A 15,777-nucleotide genomic window follows, 5' to 3' on the forward strand; every position below is an offset into this window, starting at 1 on the left:
CGGAAATCGCGGCACGCGATCCGCAAGAGGCGAGGGCTCTACTGGGAGCACTATGCGATTGCGGCAATTTTCGTCGCGTCGTGGGTCGGCTTTGTTTGGGTCGTGTTCGGCCCGCTGATCATCGGCGGCCCGCCGGCGCAACCCTGAGCGGCAATTCGGCGCTGGCCGAATCGTTCGCGCTCTGTTCTTGGGCGCGGATGGGAAGCAAGCGGCTCGATCTGATCAGCGACTATGCCCGGCACGGGTTCAACCTGCGGGTCGATTGCCGGGCCTGCCGGCACACGGCCGTGCTCAACGCGCGCGAGCTGACCGACACCTGCTCGAAACGGGGCTGGTCGCGGGTGATGGCGGCGGTCGAAGCGCGGCTGAAGTGCCGCAAATGCGGATCGCGCGACGTGCGCTGCGGGCCAAGCTTCGGCTAATCGAGCAGCAGCCGGCCGGCCACCACGAAGAACAGCAGCGCCGCCAGCACCGCGAACTCGATCCGGATGGCGCGATCCTCTTTCACCGGCGGCGCACCGCGGGCCCGGTGAAGGGCAAGCGCTCGCCCTGTGCGCGCAGTTCGAAGGCGAGGGCAACCAGGCGGTCGCGCGTGAAGGCGTCGGCGGCGATCAGCGCGCGGCGGGCGATGCGTTCGGACAGCGGTTCCATGCGGCGCGGCGATAGCGTGCCGGGCGGGCTGTAGGAAAGCGGAGAAGCCGGGTCGCGGCGAAACGCGACCCGGCCACCCGATCAGCAATCGGGCAGGTAAAGCAGATTGTTCGGCTTGAACCCGTCCGGTGAGGTGGTCAGGTACTTGTGACCAAACACGGTCTTGCGCACCAGGACGGTTACGCGCTGGCCGAGTACAAGCACGAAGAAGCTGTGTACCCCGCTTTCGATCCAGTTGATCACCGTGTTGAGCGGATAAACGTACCCGTCGAAACCGATCGCATCGATGCGGCGATCGGCATCAGGGCCGTCCTTGCGGCTATGGGTTACCAGGTATGCACTCATCGTATTTTACTCCGTTCGCCCGGAGCAATCAGCTTGACGAGACCGACCGCCAGAGTAGTCTGGAGGCTCCTACCGGGACGTCAGAGCGGATTGCTCAGATGCTTCCAACTTCGCCGGCGTCACCCTCTTGGTGGCGCCGGTGTTGTATTAACCGGCCCGCGGATCGAGAGGCGAGGAAAACCTTTCCCCAATCTATCCCCAGGCCGTGCTCCGCCGCTTGCAACATGCGAAACGGATGCGGACCACCATCCATAGTGCCGCTGCAAGACTCGTGCGCAAGAGGGTGAATCAAGCGATAACGCTAGACTTGTGGGCTTCGGCGAGGTTCGGCCGTTCGATGGGTGCAGCGACGCGCGGGAATTGCGTCACTTGGCGGCGCTGCAAGAGTCAAAGTGAATCTGTGAAAAAATTATGTCCGGGGACTGTGATAGCAGCGTGTCGCTTAATTCCTTATCGCCACGGCCGCGCTAGTCCCTTGCCAACTAGCCAATCGCCGGCGTCCATTCCGCCGACGTAGACTCGCGCCAGCGTGCGGCCATAGGCATCGACGCCCTGCCGCTCGATCATGACGCGCCGCCCGGCGACCAGGCTGCGCAGCGCATCGCGCGAGGCCGCGCCCGCTTCGAAATCGCACCAGGCCCACGGCGGCACCCGCCCCTTGCACTTGGACGATCCCGGCAACTCGGGCGCATCGATGTTGGCGATTCGCACCCGTTCGGCCCCGCAGCGGATCGTGTCGCCGTCATGGACGGAAGGCGAAGCGCAGAGCGCGGCGGCGGCGAGGATCAGGGACATGGTCAAATCCTGACAACCGGACGCGCCGCCGTCAACGCGGTGTGACCGGGATTGTGACCGCGCTGTGCCGCAATGTGCCCCACGTTTCCGCTCCGTTCCGTTTCGCCATTGACGCCGCCAGCCCCGAAACCTACGGAAACCCGAGAAATCCGGGTGCGCGCCCGTAGCTCAGCTGGATAGAGCGCGAGACTTCTAATCTTGAGGCCGCAGGTTCGACCCCTGCCGGGCGCGCCAAATCGGCACCTTTGCACGGCCATGGCCATGCCGCTGTCTTGTGCGGCGCGGCGGTGCTGCTAGTCCCCTCTGCAGTTGACGCGCAAACCCGCAAGGGGCGCACCGTTGCGTGCAGAGGACAGGCCAGCCTTTCGATGACCTTCGACCGTGACAGGAGATCCGCCCGCTTGCTCGATCCGCGGCGCACAAAGCCAAATCCCGTGCCGGTTGCAGCCCGGTCGACGTCCCTGATGGCCGTCTACGCGCTGATGATCGCGGCCTGGATGATCGACTTTCGCGTTTCCGCAGACAGCGCTGTTTCCGGGCTGCAGGTCATCTTCCTGATCATATTCCTTGTCATGGCCTTTGCCTTCGTCGTGCTAGACAGGGATCCCAGGTTTCATGCCCCGGGCATGCTGTGGACCGTGGCCGCTGCGACTTTGTTCATGATCGCGGGGTTCCTGTCGGGGATGCTTCGCAACCAAAGTTACGATGCGATGATCCGCAATGTCATTCCGACCTTCGTCTACGTGACCACGTTTTATGCAACGGTGCGTGTTGTGATGTCTCAGGACCTGCGGCGCCTGCGCAAGCTGCTGGCCATCATGTGCCTGGGATACGTAGTTTCCGGAGTGCTGGTCTATTGGGCGATCGAAGGGCGGCTGGACCTTTCGAACGTTCGCTTCCAGATCCTGAGCGGCGCGACGATCGCCGCCTTGAGTTATGTGGAGTGTCTGGTGCTGTTCGGGCTGACGATGACGGAGTGGGGCGCGTTGGTCAGCGGTCTTGCGGCGGTCTTCCTGTCCGTTACGCGCACCTTCCTTGTCACCGCGCTGTTTCAGTTCGTCAGCCTGGTCCCCGGCGCGTTCAGGCTGTTCAGCCGCCGCGTGATCGTGCTGTCGGGTGCCGCGCTGATCCTTGTGGCTGCCGCCGCGACCGTTGGCGCTTTCGGTGTCGCGCGATGGACGGATCGCCTTGCGACGCCGGGTTCGGAACGATCGACCGATGCAACACTGTTCACCAGGCAGAGCGAAACCAGGTACATGCTGGACGCCTTCACTGCGAACGCCCAGTCGGTGCTGATCGGCAATGGCCTGGCGGCCGAGACGACGTATTATCTGCCGAACGAGATCGGCGGTGGGGCGGCCCATTCGGTCGGGTTCGGGCACAACCAGCACGTCAGCATCCTGTTCATCGCCGGCCTTCTCGGCGGCGGAATGCTGCTGTTCGTGCACCTTGTTCAGATGGTGCAGTCGTTCCGGTTCATGGCCGCGCTCAGCCGGCTCGCCGATCGGCATTCCGACCTGCTTTTCCTTTGTGCCTGGGGCGCCCTGATGATCATCGGCGCGATGGCGACCAACTCGTTCTCGTCGATCCTCGGGAACCGGTCCGCATCGGTCTGGTACGGGCTGGGAACCGGCCTCTTCATCGGAGGGCGGGCGCGCTATTTCCGGGAGTGTGCGATCGGCGCAGAGGGGCTGGCGTGGCAGAGGCTGGCGATGCCGGTACGCTAGGCCGGATCGGTCTGATCAGGGAAAATACACAAATTTCGCAAGGTGTGATGGCCGTCACGGTCGAATCGGTCGCGAGCCGCCTAGGAGGGCTGTGCGACCCGACCGGTGGGCCCTTCCTACCGGCCAACTACAAGCCCTCGTGCACCTCGGTGTACGAGGGCCTTTTTTTTCAACCGCGGCTGGCGCTGTCGAGCGGCTCGCCGGTGACCGGGTATCCGGCATCGTCCGGGATGACGAGCCAGGGGGCGCCGTCGCGCTCTTCCATGAAGGGCGTGATCATGCGGCTGGGGAAACGCGAAACGTGCTGGGCCGCATCGGCAAAGGTGCCGAACTGGGCCAGGCGTTCAAGATTACGGCGCGTGGGAAAGATGACCTTGATCTTCTCGCTGTCGGCAAGGGCAAGCGCCTCTGCCGCGCTGGCCCAGAATAGGTGGGTGTTTTCGCTCTGGTCGACCAGCAGGTCGACCGCGCCGGTGCCAAGATCGGCAAGGTAGAAGCGCGTGTCGTAGACGCGCAAATGCCTGTGTTTCGGGCGCCAGCGGGCAAACGGCAGCAGGCTGTCGAATCGCAGGGACCAGCCCATTTCGGTCAATACCGGCGCCAGCTCCTTGCGCTCGAGCAGCATCGCGCGGGCCTCCAACGCGTGTTCGAGCGACGGACGCTGGTCGATTCCCACGACAAGGCCGGTTTCCTCGAGCGTTTCGCGCACCGCGGCGATGCGGGCAGCCCATTCGTCGCGCTGATCCTCTCCCGCTGCGCCCAGCGCGGAGGCGAAATCTCGGTCGGCCTCATCGACGCGCCCGCCGGGAAATACCGCGGCGCCGCCGGCAAAGGTCATCGACGAGGACCGTTCAACCATCAGGATTTCAGGAGGCCCGCCGCTGCGGGCGTTGCGAAAGATGACGAGAGTGGCCGCCGCGATCGCGGGGGGCGGTTCGTCGTGTTCTTGGTATTCGTCGGTCCGGTCCATGGCCACACGGTGCCGACGCGAGCGCGCTTTGCCAAGAGGCTTCGTGCAAGGGCGAAAGCTGTCGGCCCGCTTTACAATGAGGCGGTGCTGCCAAAAAGTTCTGAATAGAGGAATGGCGGTTTTCCGGCGATCACGCCAATTTGGCACGCCTCATGCAATGATGGCCGTACCCCCAAGCAGTCTCTGGTGAGAGGCGGGGCCGCACCCCCTGGTCTCCCGCGGTCCCGCCTCCCCGCCTCTTCCGACACCATAGTTAATGCGGTTGGCCGGCCCAAGCCCCTGAGCTTGTGCCGCAAAATACGCGAAAGTGCGGATCGTAAGGGTCAATATTCGTTAAACCGAGCGCTAACAATTCCTTGTAGCGCGGCGTGCATAATGCGGCGGAATCGAAACCGCAGCCAAGAGGCCAACCCCGCACGTGACTTGGGCCAAGCTCCTGCCAGCCTCTGTCGATAGCCGCAAAGCGCGGCTGTTCGGGCCCATCGTCGTGATGACGCTGGCCGCGCTGCTGCTGCTGGCCTGTCTCGCGGTATTCCTGGTCAAGCGCTTCGATACGGTTGCGGCCGACCGCGAGCAGAGCATGGTCCACAACGGGTTCGACCGGCAGCTGCGCGAAATCGACGAGATGATCAATCCGCAGGTTGCCTGGGACGAGGCGGTCGCCGCGCTGGACCACAAGCGCGACCTGCGCTGGGCGGACATGAACCTCGGCAGCTACCTCTACACCTTCAACGGTTTCACGCGCGCCTTCGTTGTCGATGCCGCCGACAAGCCGTTTTACGCCTCGGTCCATGGCAACCGCGCCACGATCGACAGCTTCGCGCCGTTCGCGCAAGTGTCGGCGCAGATCCTGCCGTTGATCCGGGCCGCAGAAGGCAAGCGTGATCCGGTCCGTCGGCGCGCGAATGCGGACGCGGCGCAGGTCACACCGGTCCAGGTCAACACGCTGGCCTGGGCGGAGGGCACGCTGTACATCGTCGTCGCCACACTGGTGCAGCCCGATGTGGGCAAGATCCAGCCAAAGGGCCGGCGCGGGCCGGTTTCCATCATGGCCATGCCAATGGACGACCGGATGCTGCGCGCCTTTGCCGGCCGTTACCTGGTCGACGACCTGCGTCTCATGCCGGCCAACGCGGCGGCCGATCATTCCGCGGCCGTCGGCTTGCGCAGCGCCGATGGAAAGCTGGTCGGGCGGCTTTCGTGGACACCCCGCCGGCCGGGCGCGGAATTGCTGCGCCAGCTGTGGGTGCCGGCGTTTGCCGCCATGGCCGCGCTGGCGATGATTGCGCTGATCGTGATCCGCAGCGGCGCGGCGATCTTCGGCGAGCTCATCGCAAGCGAAGCGCGTTCGCGCCATCTGGCGTTCCACGATACCCTGACGAGACTGCCCAACCGCGCGGCGCTGTTCGCCCGGCTCAATCCGGTCTTGGCCGGCATTACCCCGGGTCTTGGCCGGGTGGCGATCCTTGCGGTCGACCTTGACCGGTTCAAGGACGTCAACGACACGCTGGGCCACCATGCCGGGGATGCCTTGATCCAGGCCGTGGCCAACCGCCTGCGCGAGGTTTGCGCGCAGGAGGCGCTGATCGCGCGGCTGGGCGGTGACGAGTTCGTCGTGATGATCGAGGACGCCAACGCCGTGGCCGTGGCAGCACTTGCCGAACGGATCGTCGCGATCGTCCGGGCACCGCTCGACACCGAATATGGCCGGCTCGAGGTCGGCTGCTCGGTAGGCGTTGCGATGATCGAAAGCCCGCGGGTCGAACCCTCCGAGGCGTTGCGCTGGGCGGACCTCGCGATGTACCAGTCGAAGGAGCACGGGCGCAACCGCGTCACCTTCTTCGAGCCCGAAATGGACACTGCGCTGCGCAACCGCCGCCTGCTCGAGACGGACCTGCGCGAAGCCCTGCGCCATGGCGATCTCGAAATGGTCTACCAGCCACAGGTCAATCGCCATGGTGGTGTGGTCGCCGTTGAGGCGCTGGTTCGCTGGATGCACCCGCAGCGCGGGGCTGTGCCGCCGTCGATCTTCGTGCCGCTGGCCGAAGAATGCGGCCTGATCCTGGCCCTGGGCGAACACGTGCTGCGCAAGGTTTTCGCCGAAACCGGGCATTGGACCAACGTGCGCGTTGCGATCAACGTATCGGCGATCCAGCTGCGCTCACCGGGCTTTGCGGCTCTGGTTACCCGCCTGGTCGCCCAGGCCGGGGTCGCGCCAGGACGGTACGAGATCGAACTGACCGAAACCGCGCTTCTGGGCGACGATCCGGTCACTGCTGGCAATGTCGAGGCCTTGAAGCGGCTGGGCTTCTCCATCGCGCTGGACGATTTCGGCACCGGCTATTCCAGCCTCAGCGTGTTGCAGCGCTATGCAGTCGACAAGATCAAGATCGACCGTTCGTTCGTGGCGGCGCTGGGCGGGGCGGACGAATCCGAAGCCCTGGTCGACGCCATGGTCAAGCTCGCGCGGGCGCTGGACCTCGACGTGATTGCCGAGGGCGTCGAAACCGAGCGGCAGAAGGAGCGGCTGGAAAAGTGTGGCTGCCGCGAGTTCCAGGGCCACCTCATCGGCATGCCGATGCAAGGTGAACTCTTGGCGGGGCTGATCGGCGAGGCGCCGCTCGCAGCCCCCGCCGGCGACGGGATCAGGCGGCTGGCCTGACTCCGCTGTCGGCCATAAGCTGTTTCAGTTCGCCCGCTTCGTACATTTCCATCATGATGTCGCTACCGCCGACGAACTCGCCCTTGACGTAAAGCTGGGGGATGGTCGGCCATTCCGAAAAGCTCTTGATGCCCTGCCGGATCTCCATGTCCTGCAGCACATCGACGCTGTCGTAGGCGACGCCAAGGTGCTCGAGGATGGCGACGGCGCGGCTGGAAAAGCCGCATTGCGGGAACAGCGGCGTGCCCTTCATGAACAGGACGACGTCGTGCGAGTTGACGATTTCCGCGATGCGGGCGTTGGTATCGGACATGGGTTGTGTGGCTCCTCGTTCCCTCAGGTGGGAACGGCGGTTGTCAGTTGCAAGGCGTGCAGTTCGCCCCCCATCCGGCCGCCCAGCGCGGCGTAGACCAGCTTGTGCTGGGCCACGCGGGACTTGCCTGCAAAGGCGGCCGAGGTGACGTGGGCGGCCCAGTGATCATTGTCGCCGGCAAGGTCGGTCATGGTCACCACCGCGTCGGGCAGCGCGGCCTTTATCATCGCCTCGATCTCGGCAGCTGGCATGGCCACGGGCTCAGCCCTCGCCCATGATGGCCCGGCGCGCTTCGACCGCTTTGCTTTCGAGGGCGAGGCGGACATCGCTTTCGCTGACGTCGTGCCCGGCGGACACAAGATCGCCCAGGACCTTGCGGATCACGTCCTCGTCGCTGCCGTCCTCGAAGTCGGTCTGGACGACCGACTTGGCATAGGCCTCGGCCTCGGCGCTCGACAGGCCCATCGTCTGTGCGGCCCATTCGCCCAGCAGGCGGTTCCGGCGCGCGTGGATCCGGAAGTGCATTTCCTCGTCGCGGGCAAACTTGGCCTCTTCGGCGCGTTCGCGGTCGTTGAAGTCGGTCATGTCAGCTCCTGCTAGCGGGTTCGCGCCGGGTCAGCCGGGCTTGGCGGCCGGCGGCGGCACCTGGTAAGAATCGTGGCAGCCCTTGCACGCCGCGCCGGTGCTGGCAAGAGCCGCGGCGAAGGCGACCTTGTCGTCGGCCTTGGCGGCCGCCGCCAGCGCCCGGGTCGCATCGGCGAAGGCGGCGGTGCGGGCAGCAAATCCGGGCTTGTCGGTCCACACCTCGGGCTTGGCGCGGCTGGTGACGGTGCGGGTCGACGGGTGGAACAGCGCCGGCATCGAAGCGCCCCACTTGGCCAGTGCCCCGGCGGCAAAGGCCAGGTCCTTCATTGGCGTTCCCGCAGCGTTGGCGGTGCGAATGGTGGTAAAGGTGGCTGCGCTCATGGCCATGCCTGCCTGCCGGGCGGCCACGATCTCAGCCGGCGTCGGGGATGCCGGAGCGGCGACCGGCTTGGCCAGCGCGGCCCACCCGGTCAGGGCCAAGCCCGTTGCGATCAGGAATGTTGCGGTTCTCATCGTCGCCTCCTTCGTCGCGCCGGGCCAGGCTTTGACCTAGGGCATGGTCACCACGACCTTGCCGATGGCCTTGCGGTTCGCCAGCATGGTGATCGCTTCCGCGCCGCGATCAAGCGGAAAGGTGGCCGAGACGCGCGGATTGATCTTGCCCTGCTGCAGCAGGTCGAACAGCGTGGCGATGTGTGCGCCGTTGCCCTTGGGATCGCGCGCGGCATAGGCCCCCCAGAACACGCCGCAGACGTCGCAACTTTTCAGCAGCGTGAGGTTAAGCGGCAGCTTGGCGATGCCGGCGGGGAAGCCGACCACGCAGAACCGGCCCTCCCACGCGATCGCGCGGACCGCCGGTTCGGAATAGTCGCCGCCGACGATGTCGTAGACCACGTTGGCGCCGTCGGGGCCGCAGGCGGCCTTGAAGGCTTCGGACAGGGCCTTCTGCTGGTCCCGGTCGAGCGGCGCGACAGGATAGATCACGACCTCGTCCGCGCCGTGTTCGCGGGCAACGGCGGCCTTTTCCTCGCTCGACACCGCAGCGACGACGCGGGCGCCGTAGGCCTTGCCCAGTTCGACGGCCGACAGGCCGACACCACCCGCCGCGCCCAGTACCAGCAGGGTGTCGCCGGCCTTGAGGTGCCCGCGGTCGAGCAGGCCGTGCATGTTGGTGCCATAGGTCATCAACAGCGAGGCTCCGGTTTCGAAGCCGACGCCGTCGGGCAGGGGGAACAGCTTGTCGGCCGGTGCCAGCACTTCGGTGGCAAGACCGCCGTTGCCCATCATGGCGATGACGCGGTCTCCGGCCTTCCACTGGGTAACGCCTTCACCGACCGCGTCGATCACGCCCGAAAGTTCGCCGCCGGGCGAGAATGGCCGCGGCGGCTTGAATTGGTACAAGTCGCGAATCATGAGAACGTCGGGATAGTTGATCGCACAGGCCTTGACCGCGATGCGCACCTGACCGGGGCCGGGCTGGGGGCTGTCGAGGTCGTCCAGAGTCAGGGTTTCCGGTCCTCCGACCGCGTGGCTGCGCAAGGCTTTCATGGCTTTGTCTCTCTCCCGTTCGTTCGATTTTTCAGGCGGTGTGCGCCAGCCAGGGCGTGTTTTCACGCGCCTGACGTTCGTAGTCCGAAATCTGCGCGCCGCGCGCCATGGTCAGCCCCACTTCGTCGAGCCCGTTGAGCAGGCAGTGCTTGCGGAACGGATCGATGGCGAAGGTGAAGCGATCCTGGAACGGGGTGGTCACCGTCTGGTGTTCGAGGTCGATCGCCAGGGGATCGGTCTGCGCGACCTCCATCAGGCGGTCGATCGCGTCCTGCGGGAGGACGACCGTCAGGATGCCGTTCTTGAAGGCGTTGCCCGAAAAGATGTCGGAAAAGCTGGGGGCGATCACCGCCTTGATGCCAAGGTCGAGCAGGGCCCAGGCGGCGTGTTCGCGGCTCGACCCGCAGCCGAAGTTGTCGCCCGCTATCAGGATCGGCGATCCGGAGAATTCGGGCGAATCGAACAGGTTGTCCGGATCGGTGCGCAGGCTTTCGAAGGCGCCCTTGCCCAGGCCTTCGCGGGTGATGGTCTTGAGCCATTTGGCCGGGATGATCACGTCGGTATCGACGTTCTTGCGGCCGAATGGAATGGCCCGTCCGCTCACCTCGCGCAGGGGGTCCATCAATCGGTTTCCGGCGCCGGGGCGGCCTTGGCCTTCTTGGCGGCCCGTTCGGCGCGCTCCTTGCGGCGCGAGGCGTAGAGGAGGGCTGCAGCAATCGCGGCAGACCCGATAGCGGCCCCGGCCATCGCCGCAGCGCTGGTCCAGCTGGCCTTGTCGGACGTGTCGGTTTCGTCGGTCATGCTTTTCCCTATGTCCATCGCGGCCAGCCGGTTCAAGGCCCCATTCCTGATTTTTGAATCTCAGCGAAGGAAGCGTTGGAGAACAAGCCACGCTGCCTGCTTGTCGGCCAGGCTGAGCGCCGCATGCGCCGGGCTTGAAGACGGCAGGTCGACCAGCGGCAGGGACGTGCCCTCAAGAATCGCGCGACCAGTCCGCGAGGCGGCCTTGCCGTTGAAGGCCACAGCGCGCAGGTCCGGCAGGGACGCCGCGAGATCGGCCAGCGCCGCTGCCTCGCCGTCGCGGATCGCGCTGTCGAGCGACCCCGGCCGGAAGGCGGAGGCGTAGACATCCCACAACCCTATTCCAGCCTCTGCAAGGGCGGCAAGACGGTCGCCATAAGGGCGACCGGGCAAGGCTGGCTGGCTGATGACTTCGCCGATCAGTGGCCAGAACTGGTTACGGGGATGGGCATAATACTGTCCCGCTCCCAGGGAAGCCCGACCGGGCAAACTGCCCAGCACGAGGACCCGCGTGCCTGCACTGGCAAATGGCGCGAAGGCATGGCTGCGGTTCAGAACGCCTTTCCATCGCCGATGACGCCAGAACCGGTCGTGACGAAGTCGTCGTCTTCGGTCATCACGGCGCGGCCGTCCTGGTAAGTGACCGGAATGCCGTCCAACGCATCCTGCGCGAACAGCCGCGTGTTTACGCCAAGCCGATCCGACGGGTGCGCCGGAGTCGCATCGTAATGGGTGGTCGATCCGCAGCGCGGGCAGAAATTGATGGTCAACCAGGGATCGTCCAGGTCGCTGCGAACGAACTGCGCTGTCGGTCCTGTGACCGTAACTTCGGACCTGTCGAAATAGCCCCAGGCCGCGCCCGTCGCGCGGCACAGGCGGCAATTGCACATGTTGATGCAGTCGGGCCGGCGGGAAATCGCGACGGCAACCTGGCCGCACAGGCACTGCCCGCCGATCACCGGTCAGATCGCGCGCACGTCGGCAAGGCGACCGGCCACGGCCGAAGCGGCTGCGGTCGCCGGCGAGACGAGGTGGGTGCGCGCGCCAGGGCCCTGGCGGCCGACGAAGTTGCGGTTGCTGGTCGATGCGCAGCGTTCGCCCGGCGGGACCTTGTCGGGGTTCATGCCAAGGCAGGCCGAACAGCCCGGCTCGCGCCATTCGAAGCCGGCGTCGGTGAAGATCCGGTCGAGGCCTTCCTGTTCGGCCTGGCGCTTGACCAGGCCTGAACCCGGGACGACGATCGCCCACTTGACGTTCCGCGCCTTGGTCTTGCCCTTGAGCACGGCGGCGGCGGCGCGCAGATCCTCGATCCGGCTGTTGGTGCAGGACCCGATGAAGACGTTCTGGATCTCCACCTCGGTCAGCTTCTGCCCGGCGGTGAGTCCCATGTATTCGAGCGACTTGCGCGCCGCATCCTGCTTGGACGGGTCCGCGAAGCTTTCGGGCGCCGGGACGGTGCCGGTGATCGGTACCACGTCTTCGGGACTGGTGCCCCAGGTAACCGAGGGCACGATATCTCCCGCATCGATAACGACGACCTTGTCGTATCTTGCGCCCGGATCGGTCGCGAGGCTGCGCCACCAGGCGACTGCCTTGTCCCATTCCTCGCCCTTGGGGGCATAGGGGCGGCCCTTCACATAGGCGAAGGTCTTGTCGTCCGGCGCGATCAGGCCGGCGCGGGCGCCGTGTTCGATCGCCATGTTGCTGACGGTCAGGCGGCCTTCGATGGTGAGGTCGCGGATCGCCGAGCCGGTATATTCGACGACATAGCCGGTGCCGCCCGAGGCGCGCAGCACCCCGCCGATGTGCAGGACCACGTCCTTGGCTGTGACGCCGGGGCCAAGCTGGCCCTCGACGCGCACTTCCATGGTCTTCGACTGCGCCAGCAGCAGGGTTTGCGTCGCGAGCACATGCTCGACCTCGCTGGTGCCGATGCCGAAGGCCAGCGCACCAAGGCCGCCGTGGCAGGCGGTGTGGCTGTCGCCGCAGACGATCGTCGCGCCGGGCAGCGAGAAGCCCTGCTCGGGTCCGACGACGTGGACGATACCCTGTTCGACGTCGGTATCCCCGATCAGGCGGATGCCGAATTCCGGTGCGTTGCGCTCGAGCGCCTGAAGCTGCTGCGCGCTTTCCGCGTCGGCAATCGGCACACGGTGCCCGGCCGCGTCGCGCCGCGGCGTGGTCGGCACGTTGTGGTCTGGGACGGCGAGGGTCAGGTCGGGACGGCGGACCGTGCGGCCGGCAAGGCGCAGCGCCTCGAACGCCTGGGGGCTGGTCACTTCGTGGACGAGATGGCGGTCGATGTAGATCAGGCAGGTGCCATCGTCGCGGCGTTCGACGACGTGAGCATCCCAGATCTTTTCGTACAATGTTCGGGGTCTGCTGGCCATGATTGTTACGCGCCTATAAAGGCCGACCGAGTCTGGCAAGGTCCAATCCTATTCGGCGCGGGTCCAGATCCACGTGCCGGCACCCGCCAGCACGGCCAGCGAGGCCAGCACCCACGGCCATCCGACGGTGAACCAGGTGAAAACCGCGCCTGCCGCCATGGCGATCAGCGCCGAAATCTTTGCCCGGCGCGGGATCGCGCGGCGGTCGCGCCATTGGATCATGGCGGGGCCATAGCTGGGATGGGCATAGAGCCGTTCGGCCAGTTCGGGATGGCTTCTGGTAAAGAAGTAGGCCGCCAGCAGCAGGAACGGGACTGTCGGCAGGATCGGCAGGAACACGCCAACGATCCCGAAGCACAGCGCGGTGTAGCCCGCCAGCCTGAGCATGAACAGGCGCACGCCGGGGGCGATCAGCCTGCCGCCAGACGGGCGGCGGTCTCGCGGATCAGGGCGATCATGTTGGGCACGCCCTGGGTGCGGTTGGAGGACAACTGGTTCCTGAGATCGAACGGTTCGAGCGCGGCGGCCAAGTCCGTCGCCGCGACCTCGGCGGCGGGGCGGTCCTGCACCGCGGCGATGACCAGGGCGACGATCCCCTTGGTGATCGCGGCGTTGCTGTCGGCGAGGAAATGCAGGGTGCCGTCGTCGCGTTGCATCGGATAGACCCAGACGCTGGCGGAGCAGCCGCGCACCAGCGTGGCGTCGGTCTTCAGCGCGTCGGGCATGGGATCAAGCGAGCGGCCCAGTTCGATCAGCAGGCGGTAGCGTTCGTCGCCGTCGAGAAAATCGTATTCGTCATGAATATCGGAAAGGCTGCGCATCGGCGCGGCACTAGCGGGGCGGGGGTCAGAGGTCCACCCCGGCGGCGATCGCCTCGAGCTTGCGGATGCGTTCCTTGAGGTCGGCAATCTCGATCCGCGCCATGCCCTGGCCCACGCCGCCTTCGATTTCCGGGCGGTGGTGGGTTTCCAGTTCACGGGTCTTGAGCGTCAGCCAGCCCTGCCAGCCGCGCAGCGCCGCAGCCGCGATGACGATCAGGCCGAGCAGGGCCGTCAAGGCAATCAGGAGGTATTCGCCGGTCATTGCGGTGCTCCCAGACTTGGCGCGCGTCAGTTGTCGCGCAGACGATCGATTTCTTCGGCCAGCGCCTGCGGGCGGCGGCCGTCGGTAGCGATGCGTTCGAGGACGTGGATCCGTTCGCGCAGGTCCTCGACCTCGCGCTGCAGTTCCTGTTCGCGCGGGCTGGGCAGGGCAGGCTGCCCGGCCTGGGCGCGGCGCACACGGCGCGTGGCGCGATCATCGCCGACCCAGATCCGTACCAGGCGGACGATCATGCTGGTCACGATGGCGACGATGATAATGGCAACGACTCCTCCGCTCATCATCTGGTCTCCTTCAATTGCTGACCTGGTCGCGCAGCGCTTCGATCTGGTGGGTCAGGGCATAGCCGCTGTCGGTGACGATCCGTTCGACGTTGGCCATGCGGTCCTTGATGCTGCCAAGTTCGGCGCGGAGCTGGGCGTTTTCCTGGCTGAGCAGCCTGATGCGCTCGACCGCTTCTTCATTCTTCCGGGGATAGACCGCCTGGCCCCAGGCACCGTCCAGCGGGTACCCGTTCTTGATCCGCATCCACGTCGTCAGAACCCATCCGCCGACTGCAGCCACCCCGATCAGACTGATGGTGGGGATCAGCATTCGCAGAAGCATTACCTTATCAGGATCCATTTCACACAACCTCGTTCTGGCGCGCGTTGCGCAAATCTTCGATCTGGGCAGCAAGGTCCGGGCCCTTGTCGGTGGCAATCCGTTCGAGCACGCGCAGACGCTGTTCGATGCGCGGATCGGGCGAAGAGGAAGTCCCCGCTTGGCCGCTGGCGTGCAGGATCTGCAGTTCCAGTTCCCGTTCGCGGACCTTCAGCTTGCTCTTGTAGGCTCCGGTCAGGATGCCGACGATCGACACCGTGCCGATAACGACAGCAGCCAGGCCCATGAATTCCCCGAACTCCATCAGCGCAGGTCCTTCTCGCGGGAGTCGAGCAAGGCTTCGACGTGGCGGGCATCGCGCAAGGCTTCGATCTGCGTCGCGACATCGTAGCCCTTGTCGGTAACGATGCGTTCCAGAACGCGGACGCGCTGTTCGAGTTCGCTGTTGCTTGCCGCGTATTGAGCGGCCTTTTCGGCGGTCGCCTGGATTTCCATCTGGGCGATCTTCTGCTTGTGCTTGGTCCAGATCGCGACGATCGGAATGCACAAGGCAAAGATCGGGATCAGGGCGCCAATTGCTCCGGCATCCATTGCTCTAATTCCCCCTGCAGTGTTGGTTTCAGCGCAGCCGCTCGATTTCGGCGGACAGGCGCGGGTTGCTGGTCACGTAGTACGTTTCGATATCGGCCAGGCGGCGGTCGATCTCGCGCAGCTTGCCGCGCACTTCGCGGGCCGAACGGGTCGGCGACTGACGCACCCCCTGCCAGAACTTCTGCTCGTCTCGGTCGCCGTAGAGCGCGCTGGGCTTCTTGTCGGCGATCATGCCGAGCGCGAAGTAGGCAATGATCGGCCAGCCCATCATCAGGGTGAAGGCGATGAAGCCCAGACGGATCCACAACACGTCGATCCCGGTGTAGTCGGCGATGCCGGCGCAGACGCCCAGTACCTTGCCGTCCTGCTTGTCGCGGTAGAAGCGGGTGCGGGGTGTCGTGTTCACTTTGCAGTCCTCCGGCTGAGCAGGCGGTCGAGTTCGTCGAGCTTGGGGTCCACCGCTTCGTCGCGGGCGGCGATACGGCGGGGGGTGAATTCGGGATTATCGGCGGCCACCAGGCGTTCGACCGTTTCGATCCGGTCATCGAGGCGGCGCGCCAGCTGGTAGAGTTCCTCGAGCAGCGCCTCGTCGTCGTTGGTCAGCGTCGGCGCGGTCTTCCACTTGGTGATGTAGTGCAGGATCAGCCACGGCAGGCCCACGAATATGGCCACGATTGCAAACACTTCTTCCATCG

At 65.6% G+C, this 15,777-nt stretch carries 26 protein-coding genes and 1 tRNA gene; 4 read left to right on the forward strand and 23 right to left on the reverse strand.

What is annotated here, in order from left to right; all coding sequences use genetic code 11:
* Positions 1 to 197: 197 nt before the first annotated feature.
* Positions 198 to 422, forward strand: a complete 225-nt coding sequence (locus tag B0I00_RS16475) for a hypothetical protein (RefSeq protein ID WP_100868514.1) — start codon at positions 198 to 200, stop codon at positions 420 to 422.
* An 82-nt stretch (positions 423 to 504) separates the two neighbouring features.
* On the opposite strand, the gene B0I00_RS17115 is transcribed toward B0I00_RS16475, so the two are convergent.
* The 3 genes from B0I00_RS17115 to B0I00_RS16485 all read right to left on the reverse strand — a co-directional run bounded on the left by B0I00_RS17115 (position 505) and on the right by B0I00_RS16485 (position 1,791).
* A complete protein-coding gene (locus B0I00_RS17115) occupies positions 505 to 651 on the reverse strand; it encodes a hypothetical protein (RefSeq protein ID WP_157812614.1) in 147 nt (48 codons plus the stop codon).
* Between the two features lie 81 nt (positions 652 to 732).
* On the reverse strand, positions 733 to 996 hold the full coding sequence (locus B0I00_RS16480; RefSeq protein ID WP_100868515.1) for a DUF3892 domain-containing protein: 264 nt from the start codon (positions 994 to 996) through the stop codon (positions 733 to 735).
* A 450-nt stretch (positions 997 to 1,446) separates the two neighbouring features.
* A complete protein-coding gene (locus tag B0I00_RS16485; RefSeq protein WP_100868516.1) occupies positions 1,447 to 1,791 on the reverse strand; it encodes a thermonuclease family protein in 345 nt (114 codons plus the stop codon).
* Positions 1,792 to 1,948: 157 nt separating this feature from the next.
* On the opposite strand from B0I00_RS16485, the gene B0I00_RS16490 reads away from it, so the two are divergent.
* Together B0I00_RS16490 and B0I00_RS16495 are read left to right on the forward strand one after the other, a co-directional pair.
* A tRNA-Arg gene (locus B0I00_RS16490) sits at positions 1,949 to 2,025 on the forward strand.
* A 230-nt stretch (positions 2,026 to 2,255) separates the two neighbouring features.
* Positions 2,256 to 3,518, forward strand: coding sequence for a hypothetical protein (locus B0I00_RS16495; RefSeq protein WP_100868517.1), 1,263 nt, complete (start codon positions 2,256 to 2,258; stop codon positions 3,516 to 3,518).
* Between the two features lie 169 nt (positions 3,519 to 3,687).
* On the opposite strand, the gene B0I00_RS16500 is transcribed toward B0I00_RS16495, so the two are convergent.
* A complete protein-coding gene (locus B0I00_RS16500; RefSeq protein WP_100868518.1) occupies positions 3,688 to 4,488 on the reverse strand; it encodes an NUDIX domain-containing protein in 801 nt (266 codons plus the stop codon).
* A gap of 418 nt (positions 4,489 to 4,906) precedes the next feature.
* Here B0I00_RS16500 and B0I00_RS16505 point away from each other — a divergent pair, with 418 nt between their 5' ends.
* The gene (locus B0I00_RS16505; protein WP_100868519.1) at positions 4,907 to 7,150 is read left to right on the forward strand and encodes a putative bifunctional diguanylate cyclase/phosphodiesterase; all 2,244 of its coding nucleotides are present in this window, start codon (positions 4,907 to 4,909) and stop codon (positions 7,148 to 7,150) included.
* Here the strand turns inward: B0I00_RS16505 and grxD are convergent.
* From grxD to pspB, 19 genes are read right to left on the reverse strand one after another with little or no spacing between them, the layout of a single operon-like run.
* Entirely contained in the window at positions 7,134 to 7,463 is a 330-nt protein-coding gene (gene grxD, locus B0I00_RS16510; RefSeq protein WP_100868520.1) for a Grx4 family monothiol glutaredoxin, read from the reverse strand. The genes B0I00_RS16505 and grxD overlap by 17 nt on opposite strands.
* 23 nt (positions 7,464 to 7,486) lie before the next feature.
* On the reverse strand, positions 7,487 to 7,720 hold the full coding sequence (locus B0I00_RS16515) for a BolA/IbaG family iron-sulfur metabolism protein (protein ID WP_100868521.1): 234 nt from the start codon (positions 7,718 to 7,720) through the stop codon (positions 7,487 to 7,489).
* A 4-nt stretch (positions 7,721 to 7,724) separates the two neighbouring features.
* Complete coding sequence (locus B0I00_RS16520; RefSeq protein WP_100868522.1) at positions 7,725 to 8,048, reverse strand: DUF1476 domain-containing protein; 324 nt, start codon at positions 8,046 to 8,048, stop codon at positions 7,725 to 7,727.
* A gap of 30 nt (positions 8,049 to 8,078) precedes the next feature.
* Positions 8,079 to 8,561 carry a cytochrome c gene (locus B0I00_RS16525; RefSeq protein ID WP_100868523.1) on the reverse strand — a complete coding sequence of 161 codons (483 nt, stop codon included), beginning with the start codon at positions 8,559 to 8,561 and terminating at the stop codon, positions 8,079 to 8,081.
* Positions 8,562 to 8,597: 36 nt separating this feature from the next.
* Entirely contained in the window at positions 8,598 to 9,596 is a 999-nt protein-coding gene (locus B0I00_RS16530; protein ID WP_100868524.1) for an NADPH:quinone oxidoreductase family protein, read from the reverse strand.
* Between the two features lie 31 nt (positions 9,597 to 9,627).
* Positions 9,628 to 10,218: a 3-isopropylmalate dehydratase small subunit gene (gene leuD, locus B0I00_RS16535; protein WP_100868525.1), complete on the reverse strand. Its 591-nt coding sequence runs from the start codon at positions 10,216 to 10,218 to the stop codon at positions 9,628 to 9,630.
* Entirely contained in the window at positions 10,218 to 10,397 is a 180-nt protein-coding gene (locus tag B0I00_RS16540) for a hypothetical protein (RefSeq protein WP_100868526.1), read from the reverse strand. Before B0I00_RS16540 ends, leuD begins: the two co-directional genes overlap by 1 nt.
* 60 nt (positions 10,398 to 10,457) lie before the next feature.
* Positions 10,458 to 10,952, reverse strand: a complete 495-nt coding sequence (locus B0I00_RS16545; RefSeq protein WP_100868581.1) for a DNA-deoxyinosine glycosylase — start codon at positions 10,950 to 10,952, stop codon at positions 10,458 to 10,460.
* Positions 10,949 to 11,356, reverse strand: a complete 408-nt coding sequence (locus tag B0I00_RS16550) for a GFA family protein (protein ID WP_198519289.1) — start codon at positions 11,354 to 11,356, stop codon at positions 10,949 to 10,951. Before B0I00_RS16550 ends, B0I00_RS16545 begins: the two co-directional genes overlap by 4 nt.
* Before the next feature lie 3 nt (positions 11,357 to 11,359).
* Positions 11,360 to 12,787 carry a 3-isopropylmalate dehydratase large subunit gene (leuC, locus tag B0I00_RS16555; protein WP_100868527.1) on the reverse strand — a complete coding sequence of 476 codons (1,428 nt, stop codon included), beginning with the start codon at positions 12,785 to 12,787 and terminating at the stop codon, positions 11,360 to 11,362.
* A 48-nt stretch (positions 12,788 to 12,835) separates the two neighbouring features.
* On the reverse strand, positions 12,836 to 13,174 hold the full coding sequence (locus tag B0I00_RS16560; protein WP_100868583.1) for a YbaN family protein: 339 nt from the start codon (positions 13,172 to 13,174) through the stop codon (positions 12,836 to 12,838).
* A gap of 23 nt (positions 13,175 to 13,197) precedes the next feature.
* The gene (locus B0I00_RS16565; protein WP_100868528.1) at positions 13,198 to 13,608 is read right to left on the reverse strand and encodes a SufE family protein; all 411 of its coding nucleotides are present in this window, start codon (positions 13,606 to 13,608) and stop codon (positions 13,198 to 13,200) included.
* A gap of 25 nt (positions 13,609 to 13,633) precedes the next feature.
* The gene (locus tag B0I00_RS16570; RefSeq protein ID WP_100868529.1) at positions 13,634 to 13,870 is read right to left on the reverse strand and encodes a hypothetical protein; all 237 of its coding nucleotides are present in this window, start codon (positions 13,868 to 13,870) and stop codon (positions 13,634 to 13,636) included.
* Between the two features lie 26 nt (positions 13,871 to 13,896).
* Positions 13,897 to 14,169: a hypothetical protein gene (locus B0I00_RS16575; RefSeq protein WP_157812615.1), complete on the reverse strand. Its 273-nt coding sequence runs from the start codon at positions 14,167 to 14,169 to the stop codon at positions 13,897 to 13,899.
* A 13-nt stretch (positions 14,170 to 14,182) separates the two neighbouring features.
* Positions 14,183 to 14,482, reverse strand: a complete 300-nt coding sequence (locus tag B0I00_RS16580; protein ID WP_232730330.1) for a hypothetical protein — start codon at positions 14,480 to 14,482, stop codon at positions 14,183 to 14,185.
* 31 nt (positions 14,483 to 14,513) lie between these two features.
* Positions 14,514 to 14,795: a hypothetical protein gene (locus B0I00_RS16585; protein ID WP_100868531.1), complete on the reverse strand. Its 282-nt coding sequence runs from the start codon at positions 14,793 to 14,795 to the stop codon at positions 14,514 to 14,516.
* A complete protein-coding gene (locus B0I00_RS16590; RefSeq protein ID WP_100868532.1) occupies positions 14,795 to 15,082 on the reverse strand; it encodes a hypothetical protein in 288 nt (95 codons plus the stop codon). The genes B0I00_RS16585 and B0I00_RS16590 overlap by 1 nt, the downstream gene beginning before the upstream one ends.
* 28 nt (positions 15,083 to 15,110) lie before the next feature.
* Positions 15,111 to 15,488, reverse strand: coding sequence for an envelope stress response membrane protein PspC (gene pspC / locus B0I00_RS16595; RefSeq protein WP_100868533.1), 378 nt, complete (start codon positions 15,486 to 15,488; stop codon positions 15,111 to 15,113).
* On the reverse strand, positions 15,485 to 15,775 hold the full coding sequence (gene pspB, locus B0I00_RS16600; RefSeq protein WP_100868534.1) for an envelope stress response membrane protein PspB: 291 nt from the start codon (positions 15,773 to 15,775) through the stop codon (positions 15,485 to 15,487). The genes pspC and pspB overlap by 4 nt, the downstream gene beginning before the upstream one ends.
* Positions 15,776 to 15,777 lie beyond the last annotated feature (2 nt).

Origin of the sequence: Novosphingobium kunmingense (assembly GCF_002813245.1) — a bacterium.
Taxonomy (GTDB): Bacteria; Pseudomonadota; Alphaproteobacteria; order Sphingomonadales; family Sphingomonadaceae; genus Novosphingobium; species Novosphingobium kunmingense.